We start from the raw sequence: 14864 nt of genomic DNA, 5'->3' as shown, positions 1-14864 counted from the left end.
TTCCACCACCGCACGAGGCCTTCCGATGTCCACCGCCGTCCTGTTGATCGACGTCCAGCAATCCTTCACCGCACGCCCCTACTGGGACCCGGCGGCCGCGCCGGGCTTCCTGGCGCGTGTCAATGCGCTCGTCGCCGGCGCCACCGAACGCGGCCTGCCGGTCGTGCGCATCCTGCACACCGACGGCCCGAAGACGGCCGACAACCCGTTCGCGCTCGAAAGCGGCCTGGTGCGGCCGCTGGACGGCCTGGCGCCGTACGACGCCGCGGCCAGCTTTTTGAAGGAGCGCCACAGCGCGCTGGTCGGCACCGGCCTCACGGTCTGGCTGCATCAGCAGGGCATCCGCCGGCTGATCGTCGCCGGCATCCGCACCGAGCAGTGCTGCGAGACGACGACGCGCCACGCCAGCGACGAAGGCTGGGAGGTCGACTACGTCACCGAAGCCACGCTGACCTTCGCGATGACGACGCCGGCCGGCCGCACGCTGAGCCCTGCCGAGCTCTACGAACGCACCGAGACCGTGCTCGCCGGGCGTTTCGCGACGATCTGCAGCGTCGAGCAGGCTTTGCAGCGAGCCGCATGATCGACCTGGTCTTCGTCGTCCTGCCCGACACGCTGCTGCTGGACCTGGCCGGCCCGGCCGAGGTCTTCCGCCTGGCCAACCAGCAGCTGGCGCGGCGCGGCCGGCCGCCGGCCTTCCGCCTGCGCCACGTCGGCCCCGAGCCGCAGGCCGCGAGTTCGGTCGGGGCGACGATCGCCGGGCTGGAGCCGCTGCCGGCGGCCTTCGAGCGCGAGAGCTGGGTCCTGCTGCTGGGCCAGCCCAGCGGCTGCGAGAGCGCGCTGCAGCAGCCGCTGCCGGCGCACTGGGCGGCGACACGGCGCTGGCTGGCCGAAGCGGTGGCGCCGCGGCTGGGCCACGGCGTCGACGTGCTGACCGTCTGCGCCGGCGCGCTGCTGGCCGCCGACGCCGGGCTGCTGGCCGGCCGGCGCTGCACGACGCACCACGAGATGCTCGGCGATCTGCAGCGCCTGGCGCCGACGGCCCAGGTGCTGGCCAACCGCCTCTTCGTCGCCGACGGCCCGGTGGCCACCAGCGCCGGCGTCACCGCCGGCATCGACCTCGCGCTGCACGCCGTCGGGCGTGTCTGCGGCGAGGCGGTGGCGGCGGCCGTGGCGCAGACCATGGTCGTGTTCCACCGCCGCGGCAGCGAGGACCCGCAGCGCTCGGCGCTGCTCGCCGGCCGCGAGCACCTGCACCCGGCGCTGCACCGCGTGCAGGACGCGGTGCTCGACGACCCGGCCGCCGAATGGCCGCTGGACAAGCTGGCGGCCATCGCCCACGTCTCGCCGCGCCATCTGGCGCGGCTGTTCGCCGAACACGTGGGCAGCAGCCCACGCGCCTGGATCGAGGACCTGCGCGTCGCGCTCGCCGAACGTGCGCTGCGCGAGGGCCGCGCGACCAAACAGGCGGTGGCCGAGGCCGGGCTCGGCGGCCCGCGCCAGTGGCGCCGGCTGCGTGCCCGCCGCCGACCGGCTGAAACCCCGGGGTAGCCGGGGCGAAGCGGCCGCTACGATGGGCCGATGAACTGCCGCCCCACCCTGCCCGCCCTGCTGCTGGCCGCCGTGCCGGCATTCGCCCAGGACACGCTGCCGCCGCTGCCCGCGAACCGCGGCGCGCTGCTCTACGACACGCACTGCGTCGCCTGCCACACGACGCAGATGCACTGGCGCGACAAACGCATCGCCACCGACTGGGACAGCCTGAAGGCCCAGGTGCGGCGCTGGCAGGGCGCGGCCCACCTGGGCTGGAGCGAAGAGGACGTCGACGCCGTCGCGCGCCACCTCGACGAGCGCATCTACCGGTTTGGAGACCCCGGCCGGCGCGCCGCCGCCCCGGGCGATCGCGGCACGAGCTGAGCGTTCAGCCGCGCAGCCGCGCCAGCAGCCCCGCGGTGCTGGCGTCCAGCCCCCGGGTGTCGCCCGAAGCCAGGCGCGGCAGCAGGTCGCTGGCCAGCGCCTTGCCGAGCTCGACGCCCCACTGGTCGAAGCTGTTGATGCCCCACAGCGCGCCGCTGGTCCAGACGCGGTGCTCGTACATCGCGACCAGCGCGCCCAGCGCGCGCGGCGTCAGCATGTCCAGCACGAAGGTCGTGCTCGGCCGGTTGCCGGGGAAGGTGCGGTGGCGCGCCAGCACCTCGCGGTCCAGCGTCGCCGACGCCGTCGGCACCGTTTCGCTGCGCGCCGCCTCGGCGGTCTTGCCGAGCATCAGCGCCTGGCTCTGCGCCAGGCAGTTGGCGAGCAGCTTGGCGTGCAGCTCGGCGTGCGCATGCGTCGGCCGGCGCACGGCGATGAACTCCACCGGGATCACGTCGGTGCCCTGGTGCAGCATCTGGAAGTAGGCGTGCTGGCCGTTGGTGCCGGGCTCGCCCCAGACCACCGGGCTGGTGGCATAGGGCAGCGGCTCGCCGGCCAGGTCGACACGCTTGCCGTTGGACTCCATCTCCAGCTGCTGCAGATAGGCCGGCAGCCGGCGCAGGCCCTGGTGGTAGGGCGCGACGCTGCGGCTCGCGAAGCCGTGGAAGTTGCGGTACCAGACGTCGACGAGGCCCAGCAGCATCGGCAAGTTGCGCTCGACCGGCGCCTCGGCGAAGTGGCGGTCCATCGCGTGCGCGCCGTCGAGCAGCGCAGCGAAGTTGGCCGCGCCGATGGCGATCGCGATCGGCAGGCCGATCGCGCTCCACAGCGAGTAGCGCCCGCCGACCCAGTCCCAGAAGCCGAAGGTCGTCGTGATGCCGAAGGCCGCCGCGGCGCTGACGTTGGTCGTCGTCGCGGCGAAGTGGCGCGCGATCTCCTCGACCGTGCCGCCATTGGCCAGGAACCAGGCGCGCGCGACCTGCGCGTTGGCCATCGTCTCCTGCGTCGTGAAGGTCTTGGAGGCGACGATGAACAGCGTGCGCTGGGGGTCCAGCTTCGCCAGCACCGGCGCGATGTCGTGGCCGTCGACGTTGCTGACGAAGTGCAGCCGCCGGCCCGGGTCGCCGTAGGACTCGAGCGCGGCGACGACCATCTGCGGCCCCAGGTCGCTGCCGCCGATGCCGATGTTGACGACGTCGGTGATCTGCGCGTCCAGCCGCACCTGCTCGGCGTAGGCCAGCATCGCCGCCAGCACCGCGTGCACCGGCTCGCCGTGCGGCGCGGCGCCCAGCGGCGCACGCAGCGCGGTGTGCAGCACCTCGCGGCCTTCGGTGAGGTTGGCGACCGCCCCGGCCAGCATCGCGTCGCGGCGCGCCGGCAGCTCGCATTCCCGCGCCAGGTCGGCGAGGAAGTGCAGCGTCGCCGTGTCGAGCAGGTTCTTCGACAGGTCGGCGAAGACCTCCGGCGCCTGCAGCGACAGCGCCTCGAAGCGCGAGGCGTCGCGCGCGAAGGCTTCGCGCAGGTCCAGCGTGCGGCCGTGGGCCTCGTAGTGGCCGGCCAGCGCGCTCCAGGCTTCGGTGCGGTCGCAGCGTGTCATCGTCTTGCTTCCTCGATCAGCGCGTCCAGCGCGCGGGCGTCGGCGGCGAAGGCGCGGATGCCTTCGGCCAGCTTCTCGGTGGCCATCGCGTCCTCGTTGAGCGTCCAGCGGAACGCGGCTTCGTCCAGGTGCACGGCGGGCAGGTCGGCGGCCTGGGCCTCGGCGAGGTCGAGCGCGCGCGCGACCGGGGCGTCGGCGGCCTGCAGCTGGGCCAGCAGCTCGGGGCTGATCGTCAGCAGGTCGCAGCCGGCCAGCGCCAGGATCTGATCGACGTTGCGGAAGCTCGCGCCCATCACCTCGGTGGCCAGGCCGTGGCGCTTGTAGTGGCGCCAGATCGTCGTCACCGACTTCACGCCCGGGTCGGCGGCGCCGCTGTGGGCCGCGGCGTCCCAGGCGGCGCCGGCACGCGCCTTGTGCCAGTCGAGGATGCGGCCGACGAAGGGCGAGATCAGCGTCACGCCGGCGTCGCCGCAGGCCACGGCCTGGCCGAAGCCGAAGAGCAGCGTCAGGTTGCAGTGGATGCCTTCGCGCTCCAGCACCTCGGCGGCGCGGATGCCTTCCCAGGTCGACGCGATCTTGACCAGCAGGCGCTCGGGGCCGACGCCGGCGGCGCGGTACAGCGCGGCGATGCGCCGGCCGCGTTCGATCGTCGCCGCGGTGTCGAAGGACAGGCGGGCGTCGACCTCGGTGCTGACGCGGCCCGGCACGACCTTCAGGATCTCCAGGCCGAAACGCACCAGCACCTCGTCGACGATCTCGTCGAGCGGCCGCGCGGCGTGCGCGGCCACGGTCTCGGCCAGCAGCGGCGCGTACTCGGGCTGGCGCACGGCCTTGAGGATCAGCGAGGGGTTGGTCGTCGCGTCACGCGGCGCGAACTGGGCGAGCTGGTGGAAGTTGCCGGTATCGGCGACGACGGTCGTGTACTGGCGGAGCTGGTCGAGCTGGTTCATGGGGGATCGGCGTAGAGTCTGGATTGCACCGCCTGCGCCCCCGCAACCGTGTGACACGGATACGAAATGGAGCGTTGCCGGGCCTCGCTATGCTAGGCGTCTTCGCGCCCCCCGTCGCGCCGCCACGCCCCACGACCGATCCGGAACCCGATGTACGCGAGCTTCTACGGCCTGCAGCGCGAGCCCTTCTCGATCGCCCCCGACCCGCGTTTCCTCTACATGAGCGAAGCGCACCGCGAGGCGCTGGCGCATCTGCTCTACGGCCTGTCCGGCGGCGGCGGCTTCGTGCTGCTGACCGGCGAGATCGGCGCCGGCAAGACCACCGTCTGCCGCTGCTTCCTGGAGCAGGTGCCGGCGCACTGCGACGTGGCCTACGTCTTCAACCCCAAGCTCGACGCGCTGGAGCTGCTGCAGACCGTCTGCGACGAGTTCCGCCTCGAGGTGCCGGCCGGCGCGGCGACGGTGAAGGCCTATGTCGACGCGCTGAACCGTTTCCTGCTGGCCGCGCACGCCGCCGGCCGCCACGCGGTGCTGGTCATCGACGAGGCCCAGGCGCTGGCGCCCGAAGTGCTGGAGCAGCTGCGCCTGCTGACCAACCTCGAGACCGACGAGCGCAAGCTGCTGCAGATCGTGCTGATCGGCCAGCCCGAGCTGCGCACGATGCTGGCGCGGCCCGACCTGGAGCAGCTCGCCCAGCGTGTCATCGCGCGCTACCACCTGCCGGCGCTGGACGCCGCCGAGACCGCGGCCTACGTGCGCCACCGCCTGGCGGTGGCCGGGCTGAGCGGCGAGCCGCCTTTCGACGACGAGGCGCTGGCGGCGCTGCACCGGCTGTGCGGCGGCGTGCCGCGGCGCATCAACCTGCTCGCCGACCGGGCGCTGCTCGGCGGCTACGCGCAGGGGCAGCGGCGTGTCGGGCGCGCCGTCGTCGAACGTGCGGCGCACGAGGTCTTCGGCACCGTGCCGCCGTCCCCGACGCCGTCGCGGGCGCCGGCCGTGGCGGCCGTGCTGGGCTTCGCGGCGCTGGCCGTCGGCGCGCTGGCCTGGCAGGCCGGGCGTGGCGGCGTCGCCGCGGCGCCGGTGGCCCCGGCCGTGCACGCGGCCCCGGCGCCAGCGGCGGCCTCGGCAAACGCCTCGGTGCCGGTCGCCGCGGCATCGGCTGCGCCGGCCCCGGTGGCCGACGAACTCGACGCCGAGGCGCTGCTGGCGCGCGCCGCGGCGCGCGAGGCCGACGGCGTGCGCTCGCTCGCCAAACGCTGGAAAGCCGAGCCCGGGGCCGGCGAACCGTGCAGCGCGCTGGCCGCCAGCGGCCTGGCCTGCTGGCGCACGAAGACCGGCCTGGCCCAGGTGCGCGACCTCGGCCGTCCGGGCCTGCTGACGCTGCACGGCAGCGACGGCCGCAGCGGCGTCGTGCTGCTGACCGGCCTGTCGGCCGAGCACGCGACGCTGGCCTTCGCCGAAGGCGGCGAAGCGAGCGTCGAACTGGCGACGCTGGCCACGCTGTGGCGCGGCGAGTTCGCGACGCTGTGGCGGCCGCCGCCCGGCTGGGGCGCGCCCGGCGGCGCGGCGACGCTCGCGGCCTGGCTGGACGAACGCCTGCCCGGCCGCGGCGCGCTGGCACCGCGCATCGTCGCCTTCCAGGTCGCGCACGGGCTGCAGCCCGACGGCCGCGCCGGCCCGCTGACGCTGATGCAGATCCTGCGGCCCGACGGCGACACCGCGCCGCGGCTCGCGCTGACCCGCTGAGACCATGTCCTACATCCTCGACGCCCTGCGCCGGGCCGACGCCGAACGCGAGCGCGGCGCCGTGCCCGGCCTGCACTCCCAGCCCGCCGCGCCGGCCCCGGCCGCCGCGACGCCCGCGCCGCGCCGCGGGCCCTGGATCGCGGCCGGCGGCGCGGCAGCCCTCGCCGCCATCGGCGCCGGCGCCTGGTGGGGCACGCAGCGCCCCGCTGCACCGGCGGCACCGGCCGCCACCGTGGCCCAGGCGGCGCCCGTGCCGGCCGCGACCCCGGCCGCGCCGCCCACGGCCCGGCTCGACACGCCGCCGGTGGCAGCGCCGGCGAGCGCCGAGGCGGTGCCGCGGGTCGGCCCGCCGCGCATCGTGCCGCCGCCCGCCGCCACGACCGAGGCGCCGCGCCGAGTGGCTCCGCCCGCGCCCGCCCCGGTCGTCGCCCCGGCCCGCGTCGCCGCCACGGCACCGGGCGCCGACCGCGTGATCCCCATCGACCAGCTTTCGGCCGAACAGCGCCGCAGCCTGCCGCAGCTGACGATCGGCGGCGCGATCTATTCCGACCAGCCGGCCGCACGCATGCTGCTCGTCGGCGGCCAGCTGCTGCACGAAGGCGATGCCGCCGCACCCGGCGTGACACTGGAGCGAATCGGCCCGCGTTCGGCGGTGCTGCGCTGGCGCGAACTGCGCTACGAGGTACCGTACTAGCCGGCGGGCCTCCGGCCGCCACGCGGCGGGTCCGGATCGCCCCGCGGTTGACCGGCCTGAAACCGCGGAGCATGATCGGGAAGAAACTTAGTTACATGCACGCCCCGACATGTCCTTCGACCTCGTCTTTTTCGGTGGCACCGGCGACCTGACCTGGCGCAAGCTGCTGCCGGCGCTGTTCCAGGCCTGGCGCCACCACAAGCTGCCCGAGGGCGGCCGCATCCTCGCCGTCGCGCGCGACGAACGCAGCGACGACGAGTACCGCGCCTTCGTGCGCGAGCGTTTCGCCGCCGTCGAGAGCAGCAAGCGCCCGAACGACGCCGAGTTCGACGAGTTCGCGCAGCTGCTGCACTACCGGCGCATGGATCTGTCCAAGCCCGAGGACTACGCCGGCCTCAAGGCCTGGCTGGCCGAACGCGGCGCCGACACGGCGCTGATGTACCTGGCGACCAGCCCCTACCTGTTCCCGGTGATCTGCGAACAGCTGGGCGCCGCCGGCATCGTCGGCCCGCACGTGCGCATCGTGCTGGAGAAGCCGCTGGGCCACGACCTGGCGAGCGCACAGCAGATCAACCGCGTCGTGCGTTCGGTCTTCGACGAGCGCCAGGCGCTGCGCATCGACCACTACCTCGGCAAGCCCGCGGTGCAGAACCTGATGGCGCTGCGCTTCGGCAACGCCTTGTTCGAGCCGCTGTGGCGGCGCGAGTGGATCGCCAACATCCAGATCACGCTGGCCGAGTCGCTGGGTGTGGGCACGCGCGGCGACTACTACGACCGCACCGGCGCGCTGCGCGACATGATCCAGAACCACGCGCTGCAGCTGCTGACGATGATCGCGATGGAGCCGCCGTCGTCGAGCGCGGCCGACGCGATCCGCGACGAGAAGCTGAAGGTGCTGCGTTCGCTGCGCCCGTTCACGCCCGAGACCGTGGCGCGCGATGTCGTGCGCGGCCAGTACCGCGCCGGCAGCGTCGAGGGCCAGGCGGTGCCGGGCTACCTCGACGAGGTCAAGGTGCCGGCCGGCAGCCGCTGCGAGACCTTCGTCGCGCTGCGCACCGAGATCCAGAACTGGCGCTGGGCTGGCGTGCCCTTCTACCTGCGCACCGGCAAGCGCCTGGCCGAGCAGGACGCGCACATCGTCGTCAACTTCCGCGAGGTGCCGCACCCGATCTTCCCGGGCACGCGGCGCGCCAACCGCCTGGTCATCAAGCTGCAGCCCGAGGACGGGCTGGAGCTGCACCTGCTGGCCGCGACCGGCGGCAGCACCAACGAGGTGTTGTCGCCGGTGTCGCTGGACCTGGACTTCGACAAGGCTTTCCCGAGCGAGCGGGTGGGCGCCTACGAGCGCCTGCTGCTCGACGCGATCGCCGGGCGGCTGAACCTGTTCGTGCGCAGCGACGAACAGGAACAGGCCTGGCGCTGGGTCGAACCGGTGCTGGACGCCTGGGACAACGACCCGACCGGGCCGCGCCCCTACGCGGCCGGCAGCTGGGGCCCGGCAGCCGCCAGCGCGCTCGTCGCGCGCGACAGCTGCGCCTGGGCAGAAGAGCAATGAACCACTTTCCGAGCACCACACCGCGCCCCGTCCGGGAGCCGGTCGCCGAGATGAGCCCGATGCTCGAACGCATCCGGGCCTCGATCCCCGCCCTGCCGCCGGCCGAGCAGCGCGTCGCACGCCTGCTGCTGGCCGACGCACGCGGCTTCGCCAGCCTGCCGGTCGGCGAACTCGCCGAGCGCGCCCGCGTCAGCAAGCCCACCGTCGTGCGCTTTTGCCGCAGCGTCGGCTACGACGGCCTGGCGGACTTCAAGATCAAGCTCGCCGGCAGCGTCAACGAAGGCGTACCCTTCGTGCACCGCGCCGTCGAGGAGGACGACAAGGCCGGCGACCTGGTCATCAAGGTCGTCGACAACGCCGTCGCCGCGCTGCTGCGCTACCGCAACGCCGCCGCCAGCCAGGCGATCGAGGACGCGATCGGCGCGCTCACCGAAGCCGGCCGCCACAGCCGGCGCATCGAGTTCTACGGTGTCGGCAACTCCGGCATCGTGGCGCTGGACGCGCAGCACAAGTTCTTCCGCCTGGGCGTCAACTCGATGGCCATCAGCGACGGCCACGTGCAGGTGATGAGCGCGACCATGCTCTCCGAAGGCGATTGCGCCGTCGTCATCAGCAACTCGGGGCGCAGCCGCGACATCCTGGACGTCGCCGAGATCGCGCGCCGCAAGGGCGCGACGGTGATCGTCATCACCGCCAGCGGCTCGCCGCTGGCGACGCTGGCGCTGGGCTCGCCGGGCCACATCCTGCTGGCCGCCGACCATCCGGAAGACGCCGACCGCTACAGCCCGATGGTCTCGCGGCTGCTGCACCTGACGATCGTCGACATCCTGGCCACCGGCGTCGCGCTGCGCCTGGGCTCGGCCGCGCTGCGGCCGACGCTCTCGGAGATCAAGAAGAACCTGCGCAACCGGCGTTATTCCGACGGCCAGCGGCTGGCCGAGGACGCCGACGGCTGAGCCGGCTCAGGCCGCTTCGGCGGCCGGCAGGCCCAGCAGCTCGTCGACGCCATACAGGCGCGCCAGCTCGACGAGCTGGGCCTGGGCGCCGTCGATGCGCAGCGTGCGCCCGCGGGCCGCGGCGCGGCGGCGGGCTTCGAGCAGCAGCGCGACCGCCGAGCTGTCGAAATCGGCGAGTTCGCTGGCGTCGACGACTTCGGTGTCCTCACCGAGCTGACGCAGCAGCTCGTTGGCCTGGGCCAGCGTGGCGGTCGCGGGCAGCTTCATCTCAGCCCTTCTTGGCCGGCTGCGCGGGCGCCTTGTTGCGCTCCACCAGCTTGGCGATCAGGCCGTCGATGCCGCCGGCGCTGATCTCCTGGGCGAACTGCGAGCGGTAGCTCTGCACCAGCCAGATGCCGCCGACGTTGACGTCGATGATCTTCCAGGCGCCTTGCTGCTGGTCGAGGCGGTAGTCGAGCTTGATCGGCTCGCCCTTGCCGCGCACCTCGGACTGCACGACGACCTGGGTGCCGCCGGGCACCGGCTGGGTCTTGGTGATCTCGACGGTCTGGTCCTTCAGCTGCGTCAGCGCGCCGGCGTAGACCTTCACCAGCAGCGTCTTGAACTCGGCCTGCAGCTTGGCGCGCTGGTCGGGTGTGGCACTGCGCCACTGCGGGCCGACCGCCGAACGCGTGACGACCTCGAAGGCCACCGCAGGCATCACCTTCTTGTCGACCAGCGCGACGACGGCGTTGATGTCGCCGGACTGGATCGCCTTGTCGGTCTTGGCGGTGTTGATGACGTCGTTGGAGATCGTGCGCACGAACGCGTCGGGCGCGCCCGGCTCGGCGTGGGCGCCGGCGACGAGGAAGCCCAGCAGGGCCAGGCCGGAGAGGAACTTCTTGAACATCGTTTGCCTTTCGGTTGCGACGGCGCCATGAGGCGATGCCGCTTCAACGCACGAACCGCGACGGCGGTTCACTGCGCCGGCGCGGCCCCGTCGTCGCCGTCGTCGTAGTCCTGGAGCGGCGGAGCGCCGTCCCAGACCTGGTCAAGCCGCCGCGACAGATAGGCGTCGCGCACGAAGGAGTAGCGGTCGAGCGCGACCTGGTCGAGCAGCTTGGTGGTGTCCAACAGATCGCTGCGGGCGTTCAACAGTTCCAGCGCGAGCACCGAATACTGGCCGGCGTCGGTTTCCGGCAGCGACGACGGCGAGTACAGCCGGTCGGCCGGCAGCGCGATCGTGTCGCGCAGCGTCGACGGGCCGAGGAAAGGCAGCACGACGTAGGGCCCCGGGCCGAAGCCCCAGACGCCCAGCGTCTGGCCGAAGTCCTCGGTCTTGCGCGTCAGGCCGACCTGGGTGCCCCAGTCGACGAGGCCGAACAGGCCGATCGTCGTGTTGGTGACGACCCGCGCGCCCATCTCCAGGCCTTCCTTGGGCTTGCCCTGGAGGAACTGGTTGACCGTCGACCAGACGTCGTAGATGTTGCGCAGCACGTTGCCGACGCCGGTGCGCACCAGCTCGGGCACGTTGTCGCGGTACGCCTGCGCGACCGGACGCACGACGGCATCGTCGACCTTGTCGTTGAACGCGAAGACCTTGCGGTTCCAGTTCTCCCACGGGTCGACCGGCGACGCGGCCTGCACCGGCGCCGAGGCGCCATCGGCGGACGGCGCCGGTGTCGTGGCACAACCCGCGGCGAGCGCGGCGACGGCCAGCGCGACGGACAGGCGCTTCACGGTGCCGTCCCCGCGGCGCCGTTGCCGGCGTCGGCGGCCTTGCCGGTCATGAACTGGCCGATCAGGTTCTCCAGCACCACGGCCGACTGGGTCTGGGCGACGACGTCACCGGACTTCAGGTTCTGATCGTCGCCGCCGGGCTCCAGGCCGATGTACTGGTCACCCAGCAGGCCGGAGGTCAGGATCTTGGCCGACGAGTCCTTGGGGAACTGGAAGCGCTGGTCGACGTCGAGCTCGACCACGCCCTGGAAGGTCTTGGGGTCCAGCGAAATCGCCTTGACGCGGCCGACAACGACGCCGGCGCTGCGCACCGGCGCACGCACCTTCAGCCCGCCGATGTTGTCGAAGCGCGCCGTCAGCGAGTAGGTGGTGCCGTGGCTGCTGAAGCTGCCCAGGTTGGCCGCCTTCAGCGCCAGGAACACGAACCCGCACAGGCCCAGCAGGACGAACAACCCGACGAGCGTCTCGATACCCTTCTTTCCCATTCTTTTCCTCAGCGGCGCCGGATCACGGCGTCGAGAACATCAGCGCGGTCAACAGGAAGTCCGTTGCCAGCACAGACAGCGATGCGATGACGACGGTGCGTGTCGTCGCGTGGGCCACGCCTTCGGGCGTGGCTTGCGTCTCGTAACCCTGGTACAGCGCCACCGACGTGCAGATGACGCCGAAGACGAAGCTCTTGACGATGCCGTTGCCGACGTCGCGCCAGACGTCGACGCTGGATTGCATGATCGACCAGAAGTTGCCGGCGTCGACGCCGATCAGCAACACCGCGACCACCCACGCCCCCAGAATGCCGATCGCCGAAAACAGGGCGGCCAGCAGGGGCATCGAGATGACGCCGCCCAGGAATCGCGGCGCGAGCACGCGGCTGCGCGGGTCGATCGCCATCAGCTCCATAGCGGCAAGCTGCTCGCCCGCCTTCATCAGGCCGATCTCGGCGGTCAGCGAGGTGCCGGCGCGGCCGGCGAAGAGCAGCGCGGCGACCACCGGGCCGAGCTCGCGCACCAGCGACAGGTTGACCACCAGCCCCAGGCTCTCGGCAGCGCCGTAGGTCACCAGCGCGTAGTACATCTGCAGCGCGAGCACGAAACCCACCGCCATGCCCGAGGCCAGGATGATGACCAGCGAGCGGTTGCCGATGGCGTGGATCTGCGCGACGACGAGCGAGAAGCGGCGCAGCGCCGCCGGCGAGTGGCGCAGCAGGTCGGCGAAGAAGTAGGCGGCGTGGCCGAGCGCCCGAAGCCATTCGAGCGTGACACGGCCGATGAACTGCAGCGCGGCCGTCATGTCGGGATCCCCAGGTCCTGCGCCAGCGGCGGCGCCGGGTAGTGGAACTTGACCGGGCCGTCGGGCTCGCCGCGGATGAACTGGCGCACCTCGGGGTCGTCCGAGCGCGAGAGTTCGGCCGGCGTGCCCTGGGCGACCAGGCGGCCGCCGGGCGCCATCAGGTAGGCGTAGTCGACGATCTGGAAACACTCCTGCACGTCGTGCGAGACGACGAGCGAGGTCGAGCCGGTGGCGTCGTTGAGCTTGCGGATCAGGTTGGCGGTGACGCCCATCGAGATCGGGTCCAGCCCGGCGAAGGGCTCGTCGTACATGATCAGCTCGGGGTCCAGCGAGATAGCCCGCGCCAGCGCGATGCGCCGCGCCATGCCGCCGGAGACCTGCGAGATGCGCAGCGAGGCCGCGCCGCGCAGGCCGACGGCGTTGAGCTTCATCAGCACGATGTCGCGGATCATCGACTCGGGCAGCTCGGTGTGCTCGCGCAGCGGGAAGGCGACGTTCTCGAACACCGTCAGGTCGGTGAACAGCGCGCCGAACTGGAACAGCATGCCGAGCCGGCGGCGCACGCGGTACAGCAGCTCCTTGTCGCGCGTGTCGACGAGTTCGCCGTCGAAAACGACGCGGCCCTGGTTCGGCGGGTAGACGCCGCCGATCAGTCGCAGCAATGTCGTCTTGCCGCAACCGGAGCCGCCCAGAATGGCCGTGACCTGGCCGCGGCGGAAAGTCATCGAGACGCCGCGCAGGATCGTCCGTGCGGCGTCGTAGCCGAACGTGACGTGGTCGATCTCGATGAGCGTGTCGGACTTCAAGCGGGGCCTGTCGTGGCCTCGCGGCCCCGACCTAACGAATCGTGGGTCGGTAATTTTCGCACGAGGCTCCGGAGGCTGCGGGTTCCCCCGAATTCAACCCCCGGTAAAGCCTTGTGAACGGCGACACGCCGGCGCGAAGTACGCGCGCCGGTTCAGCGCGGCAGCAGCGACGAGCCGGTCAGGAACTCGTCGACGGCGCGCGCGCACTGGCGGCCTTCGCGGATCGCCCAGACGACGAGCGACTGGCCGCGGCGCATGTCGCCGGCGGCGAAGACCTTGGCCACGCTGGTGCGGTAGCCGCCGGCGGCCTCGGTCGTCGCCGCGGCGTTGCCGCGTGCGTCCTTGGCGACGCCGAAAGCTTCCAGCACGCTGGCCACGGGATTGGTGAAGCCCATCGCCAGCAGAACCAGATCGGCCTTCCATTCGCGCTCGCTGCCCGGCACCTCGACCATCTTGCCGCCCTGCCACTGCACGTTCACCGTCTTCAGGCCGGTGAGCTTGCCCTTGGCGCCGACGAACTCCTTGGTCGCGATCGCGAACTCGCGCACGCAGCCTTCCTCGTGGCTGGAGCTGGTGCGCAGCTTGGTCGGCCAGTACGGCCAGGTCATCGGCCGGTCTTCCTGCTCGGGCGGCATCGGCATCAGCTCGAACTGCGTGACGCTGGCCGCGCCGTGGCGGTTGCTGGTGCCGACGCAGTCGCTGCCGGTGTCGCCACCGCCGATGACGATGACGTGCTTGCCGTCGGCCCGGATCTGGCCCTTGACCTTGTCGCCGGCGACGACCTTGTTCTGCTGCGGCAGGAACTCCATCGCGAAGTGCACGCCGTCGAGGTCGCGCCCCGGCACCGGCAGGTCGCGCGACTGCTCGGCACCGCCGGCCAGCACGACGGCGTCGAACTCGGCCTGCAGCTGCTCGGCCGACACCGTCTCCTTGGCGTCGTTCGTGACCTTGCTGCCCTTGGGCAGCGCGCCGACGAGCACGCCGGTGCGGAAGACCACACCTTCGGCCTTCATCTGCTCGACGCGGCGGTCGATGTGCGACTTCTCGAACTTGAAGTCGGGGATGCCGTAGCGCAGCAGACCGCCGACGCGGTGGTTCTTCTCGAACACCGTCACCTCGTGGCCGGCACGCGCGAGCTGCTGCGCCGCGGCCAGCCCGGCCGGGCCGGAGCCGACGACCGCGACCTTCTTGCCGGTCTTGGCCTTGGGCGGCTGCGGCTGGATCCAGCCTTCGGCCCAGGCGCGGTCGACGATCGCATGCTCCAGGCTCTTGATGCCGACGGCGTCGCCGTTGACGTTGAGCGTGCACGCCGCCTCGCAGGGCGCCGGGCAGATGCGGCCGGTGAACTCGGGGAAGTTGTTCGTCGAGTGCAGCACCGCGATCGCGTTCTTCCAGTCGCCGCGGTAGACCAGATCGTTCCAGTCCGGGATGACGTTGTTGACCGGACAGCCGTTGTTGCAGAACGGCGTGCCGCAGTCCATGCAGCGTGCGCCCTGGATCTTCGCCTTCGGCTCGTCCAGGCCGATGACGAACTCCTTCCAGGTCTTCAGGCGCTCGGCGACGGGCGCGTAGCCCTCCTCCTGGCGCTCGTACTCGAGGAAGCCGGTGACCTTGCCCATGATGGTTCTCGTCCTGTT

The 14864-nt window shown here is 72.1% G+C and carries 16 protein-coding genes; 7 read left to right on the top strand and 9 right to left on the bottom strand.

Going from position 1 to position 14864, the window contains the following annotated elements; genetic code table 11:
• The first annotated feature begins 25 nt into the window (after positions 1-25).
• From RGE_RS04135 to RGE_RS04125, 3 genes are read left to right on the top strand one after another with little or no spacing between them, the layout of a single operon-like run.
• Complete coding sequence (locus RGE_RS04135; protein WP_014427058.1) at positions 26-583, top strand: cysteine hydrolase family protein; 558 nt, start codon at positions 26-28, stop codon at positions 581-583.
• Complete coding sequence (locus RGE_RS04130) at positions 580-1551, top strand: GlxA family transcriptional regulator (protein WP_014427057.1); 972 nt, start codon at positions 580-582, stop codon at positions 1549-1551. Before RGE_RS04135 ends, RGE_RS04130 begins: the two co-directional genes overlap by 4 nt.
• Positions 1552-1581: 30 nt before the next feature.
• Positions 1582-1917: a c-type cytochrome gene (locus RGE_RS04125; protein WP_014427056.1), complete on the top strand. Its 336-nt coding sequence runs from the start codon at positions 1582-1584 to the stop codon at positions 1915-1917.
• A gap of 4 nt (positions 1918-1921) precedes the next feature.
• Here the strand turns inward: RGE_RS04125 and pgi are convergent, their stop codons facing one another.
• Entirely contained in the window at positions 1922-3511 is a 1590-nt protein-coding gene (gene pgi / locus RGE_RS04120; protein ID WP_014427055.1) for a glucose-6-phosphate isomerase, read from the bottom strand.
• Positions 3508-4461, bottom strand: a complete 954-nt coding sequence (gene tal / locus RGE_RS04115; protein ID WP_014427054.1) for a transaldolase — start codon at positions 4459-4461, stop codon at positions 3508-3510. Before tal ends, pgi begins: the two co-directional genes overlap by 4 nt.
• 150 nt (positions 4462-4611) lie before the next feature.
• Between tal and RGE_RS04110 the strand changes: the two genes are divergently transcribed.
• From RGE_RS04110 to RGE_RS04095, 4 genes are all read left to right on the top strand, one after another.
• Complete coding sequence (locus RGE_RS04110) at positions 4612-6207, top strand: ExeA family protein (RefSeq protein WP_014427053.1); 1596 nt, start codon at positions 4612-4614, stop codon at positions 6205-6207.
• A 4-nt stretch (positions 6208-6211) separates the two neighbouring features.
• Positions 6212-6901 carry a general secretion pathway protein GspB gene (locus RGE_RS04105; protein WP_014427052.1) on the top strand — a complete coding sequence of 230 codons (690 nt, stop codon included), beginning with the start codon at positions 6212-6214 and terminating at the stop codon, positions 6899-6901.
• A gap of 109 nt (positions 6902-7010) precedes the next feature.
• Positions 7011-8456 carry a glucose-6-phosphate dehydrogenase gene (zwf, locus tag RGE_RS04100; protein ID WP_014427051.1) on the top strand — a complete coding sequence of 482 codons (1446 nt, stop codon included), beginning with the start codon at positions 7011-7013 and terminating at the stop codon, positions 8454-8456.
• A gap of 59 nt (positions 8457-8515) precedes the next feature.
• Entirely contained in the window at positions 8516-9412 is an 897-nt protein-coding gene (locus tag RGE_RS04095; protein ID WP_014427050.1) for a MurR/RpiR family transcriptional regulator, read from the top strand.
• A 6-nt stretch (positions 9413-9418) separates the two neighbouring features.
• On the opposite strand, the gene RGE_RS04090 is transcribed toward RGE_RS04095, so the two are convergent.
• The 7 genes from RGE_RS04090 to RGE_RS04060 form a co-directional block, all read right to left on the bottom strand.
• Positions 9419-9679, bottom strand: coding sequence for an STAS domain-containing protein (locus RGE_RS04090; protein WP_014427049.1), 261 nt, complete (start codon positions 9677-9679; stop codon positions 9419-9421).
• A gap of 1 nt (position 9680) precedes the next feature.
• The gene (locus tag RGE_RS04085) at positions 9681-10301 is read right to left on the bottom strand and encodes an MlaC/ttg2D family ABC transporter substrate-binding protein (RefSeq protein ID WP_014427048.1); all 621 of its coding nucleotides are present in this window, start codon (positions 10299-10301) and stop codon (positions 9681-9683) included.
• A 68-nt stretch (positions 10302-10369) separates the two neighbouring features.
• Entirely contained in the window at positions 10370-11131 is a 762-nt protein-coding gene (locus RGE_RS04080; protein WP_014427047.1) for an MlaA family lipoprotein, read from the bottom strand.
• Positions 11128-11616 carry an outer membrane lipid asymmetry maintenance protein MlaD gene (gene mlaD, locus RGE_RS04075; RefSeq protein WP_014427046.1) on the bottom strand — a complete coding sequence of 163 codons (489 nt, stop codon included), beginning with the start codon at positions 11614-11616 and terminating at the stop codon, positions 11128-11130. Before mlaD ends, RGE_RS04080 begins: the two co-directional genes overlap by 4 nt.
• Positions 11617-11638: 22 nt before the next feature.
• Positions 11639-12421, bottom strand: a complete 783-nt coding sequence (mlaE, locus tag RGE_RS04070) for a lipid asymmetry maintenance ABC transporter permease subunit MlaE (RefSeq protein ID WP_014427045.1) — start codon at positions 12419-12421, stop codon at positions 11639-11641.
• Positions 12418-13227, bottom strand: coding sequence for an ABC transporter ATP-binding protein (locus RGE_RS04065; protein WP_014427044.1), 810 nt, complete (start codon positions 13225-13227; stop codon positions 12418-12420). Before RGE_RS04065 ends, mlaE begins: the two co-directional genes overlap by 4 nt.
• A 152-nt stretch (positions 13228-13379) precedes the next feature.
• The gene (locus tag RGE_RS04060) at positions 13380-14846 is read right to left on the bottom strand and encodes a glutamate synthase subunit beta (RefSeq protein WP_014427043.1); all 1467 of its coding nucleotides are present in this window, start codon (positions 14844-14846) and stop codon (positions 13380-13382) included.
• Between the last annotated feature and the right edge of the window lie 18 nt (positions 14847-14864).

The sequence above is a fragment of the Rubrivivax gelatinosus IL144 genome (genome assembly GCF_000284255.1).
Taxonomy (GTDB): Bacteria; Pseudomonadota; Gammaproteobacteria; order Burkholderiales; family Burkholderiaceae_C; genus Rubrivivax; species Rubrivivax gelatinosus_A.
The sequence above is the reverse complement of the archived record's forward strand: the minus strand, read 5'-3'. Positions and strand labels throughout refer to the sequence as shown.

Excerpts from the sequence above, each read along its gene's own strand:
- RGE_RS04135 (WP_014427058.1), top strand. The coding sequence starts at position 26 with ATGTCCACCGCCGTCCTGTTGATCGACGTCCAGCAATCCTTCACCGCA.
- RGE_RS04125 (WP_014427056.1), top strand. The coding sequence starts at position 1,582 with ATGAACTGCCGCCCCACCCTGCCCGCCCTGCTGCTGGCCGCCGTGCCG.
- mlaE (WP_014427045.1), bottom strand. The coding sequence starts at position 12,421 with ATGACGGCCGCGCTGCAGTTCATCGGCCGTGTCACGCTCGAATGGCTT.
- tal (WP_014427054.1), bottom strand. The coding sequence starts at position 4,461 with ATGAACCAGCTCGACCAGCTCCGCCAGTACACGACCGTCGTCGCCGAT.
- pgi (WP_014427055.1), bottom strand. The coding sequence starts at position 3,511 with ATGACACGCTGCGACCGCACCGAAGCCTGGAGCGCGCTGGCCGGCCAC.
- RGE_RS04130 (WP_014427057.1), top strand. The coding sequence starts at position 580 with ATGATCGACCTGGTCTTCGTCGTCCTGCCCGACACGCTGCTGCTGGAC.
- RGE_RS04085 (WP_014427048.1), bottom strand. The coding sequence starts at position 10,301 with ATGTTCAAGAAGTTCCTCTCCGGCCTGGCCCTGCTGGGCTTCCTCGTC.
- mlaD (WP_014427046.1), bottom strand. The coding sequence starts at position 11,616 with ATGGGAAAGAAGGGTATCGAGACGCTCGTCGGGTTGTTCGTCCTGCTG.
- RGE_RS04110 (WP_014427053.1), top strand. The coding sequence starts at position 4,612 with ATGTACGCGAGCTTCTACGGCCTGCAGCGCGAGCCCTTCTCGATCGCC.
- RGE_RS04060 (WP_014427043.1), bottom strand. The coding sequence starts at position 14,846 with ATGGGCAAGGTCACCGGCTTCCTCGAGTACGAGCGCCAGGAGGAGGGC.
- RGE_RS04095 (WP_014427050.1), top strand. The coding sequence starts at position 8,516 with ATGCTCGAACGCATCCGGGCCTCGATCCCCGCCCTGCCGCCGGCCGAG.
- zwf (WP_014427051.1), top strand. The coding sequence starts at position 7,011 with ATGTCCTTCGACCTCGTCTTTTTCGGTGGCACCGGCGACCTGACCTGG.
- RGE_RS04090 (WP_014427049.1), bottom strand. The coding sequence starts at position 9,679 with ATGAAGCTGCCCGCGACCGCCACGCTGGCCCAGGCCAACGAGCTGCTG.
- RGE_RS04105 (WP_014427052.1), top strand. The coding sequence starts at position 6,212 with ATGTCCTACATCCTCGACGCCCTGCGCCGGGCCGACGCCGAACGCGAG.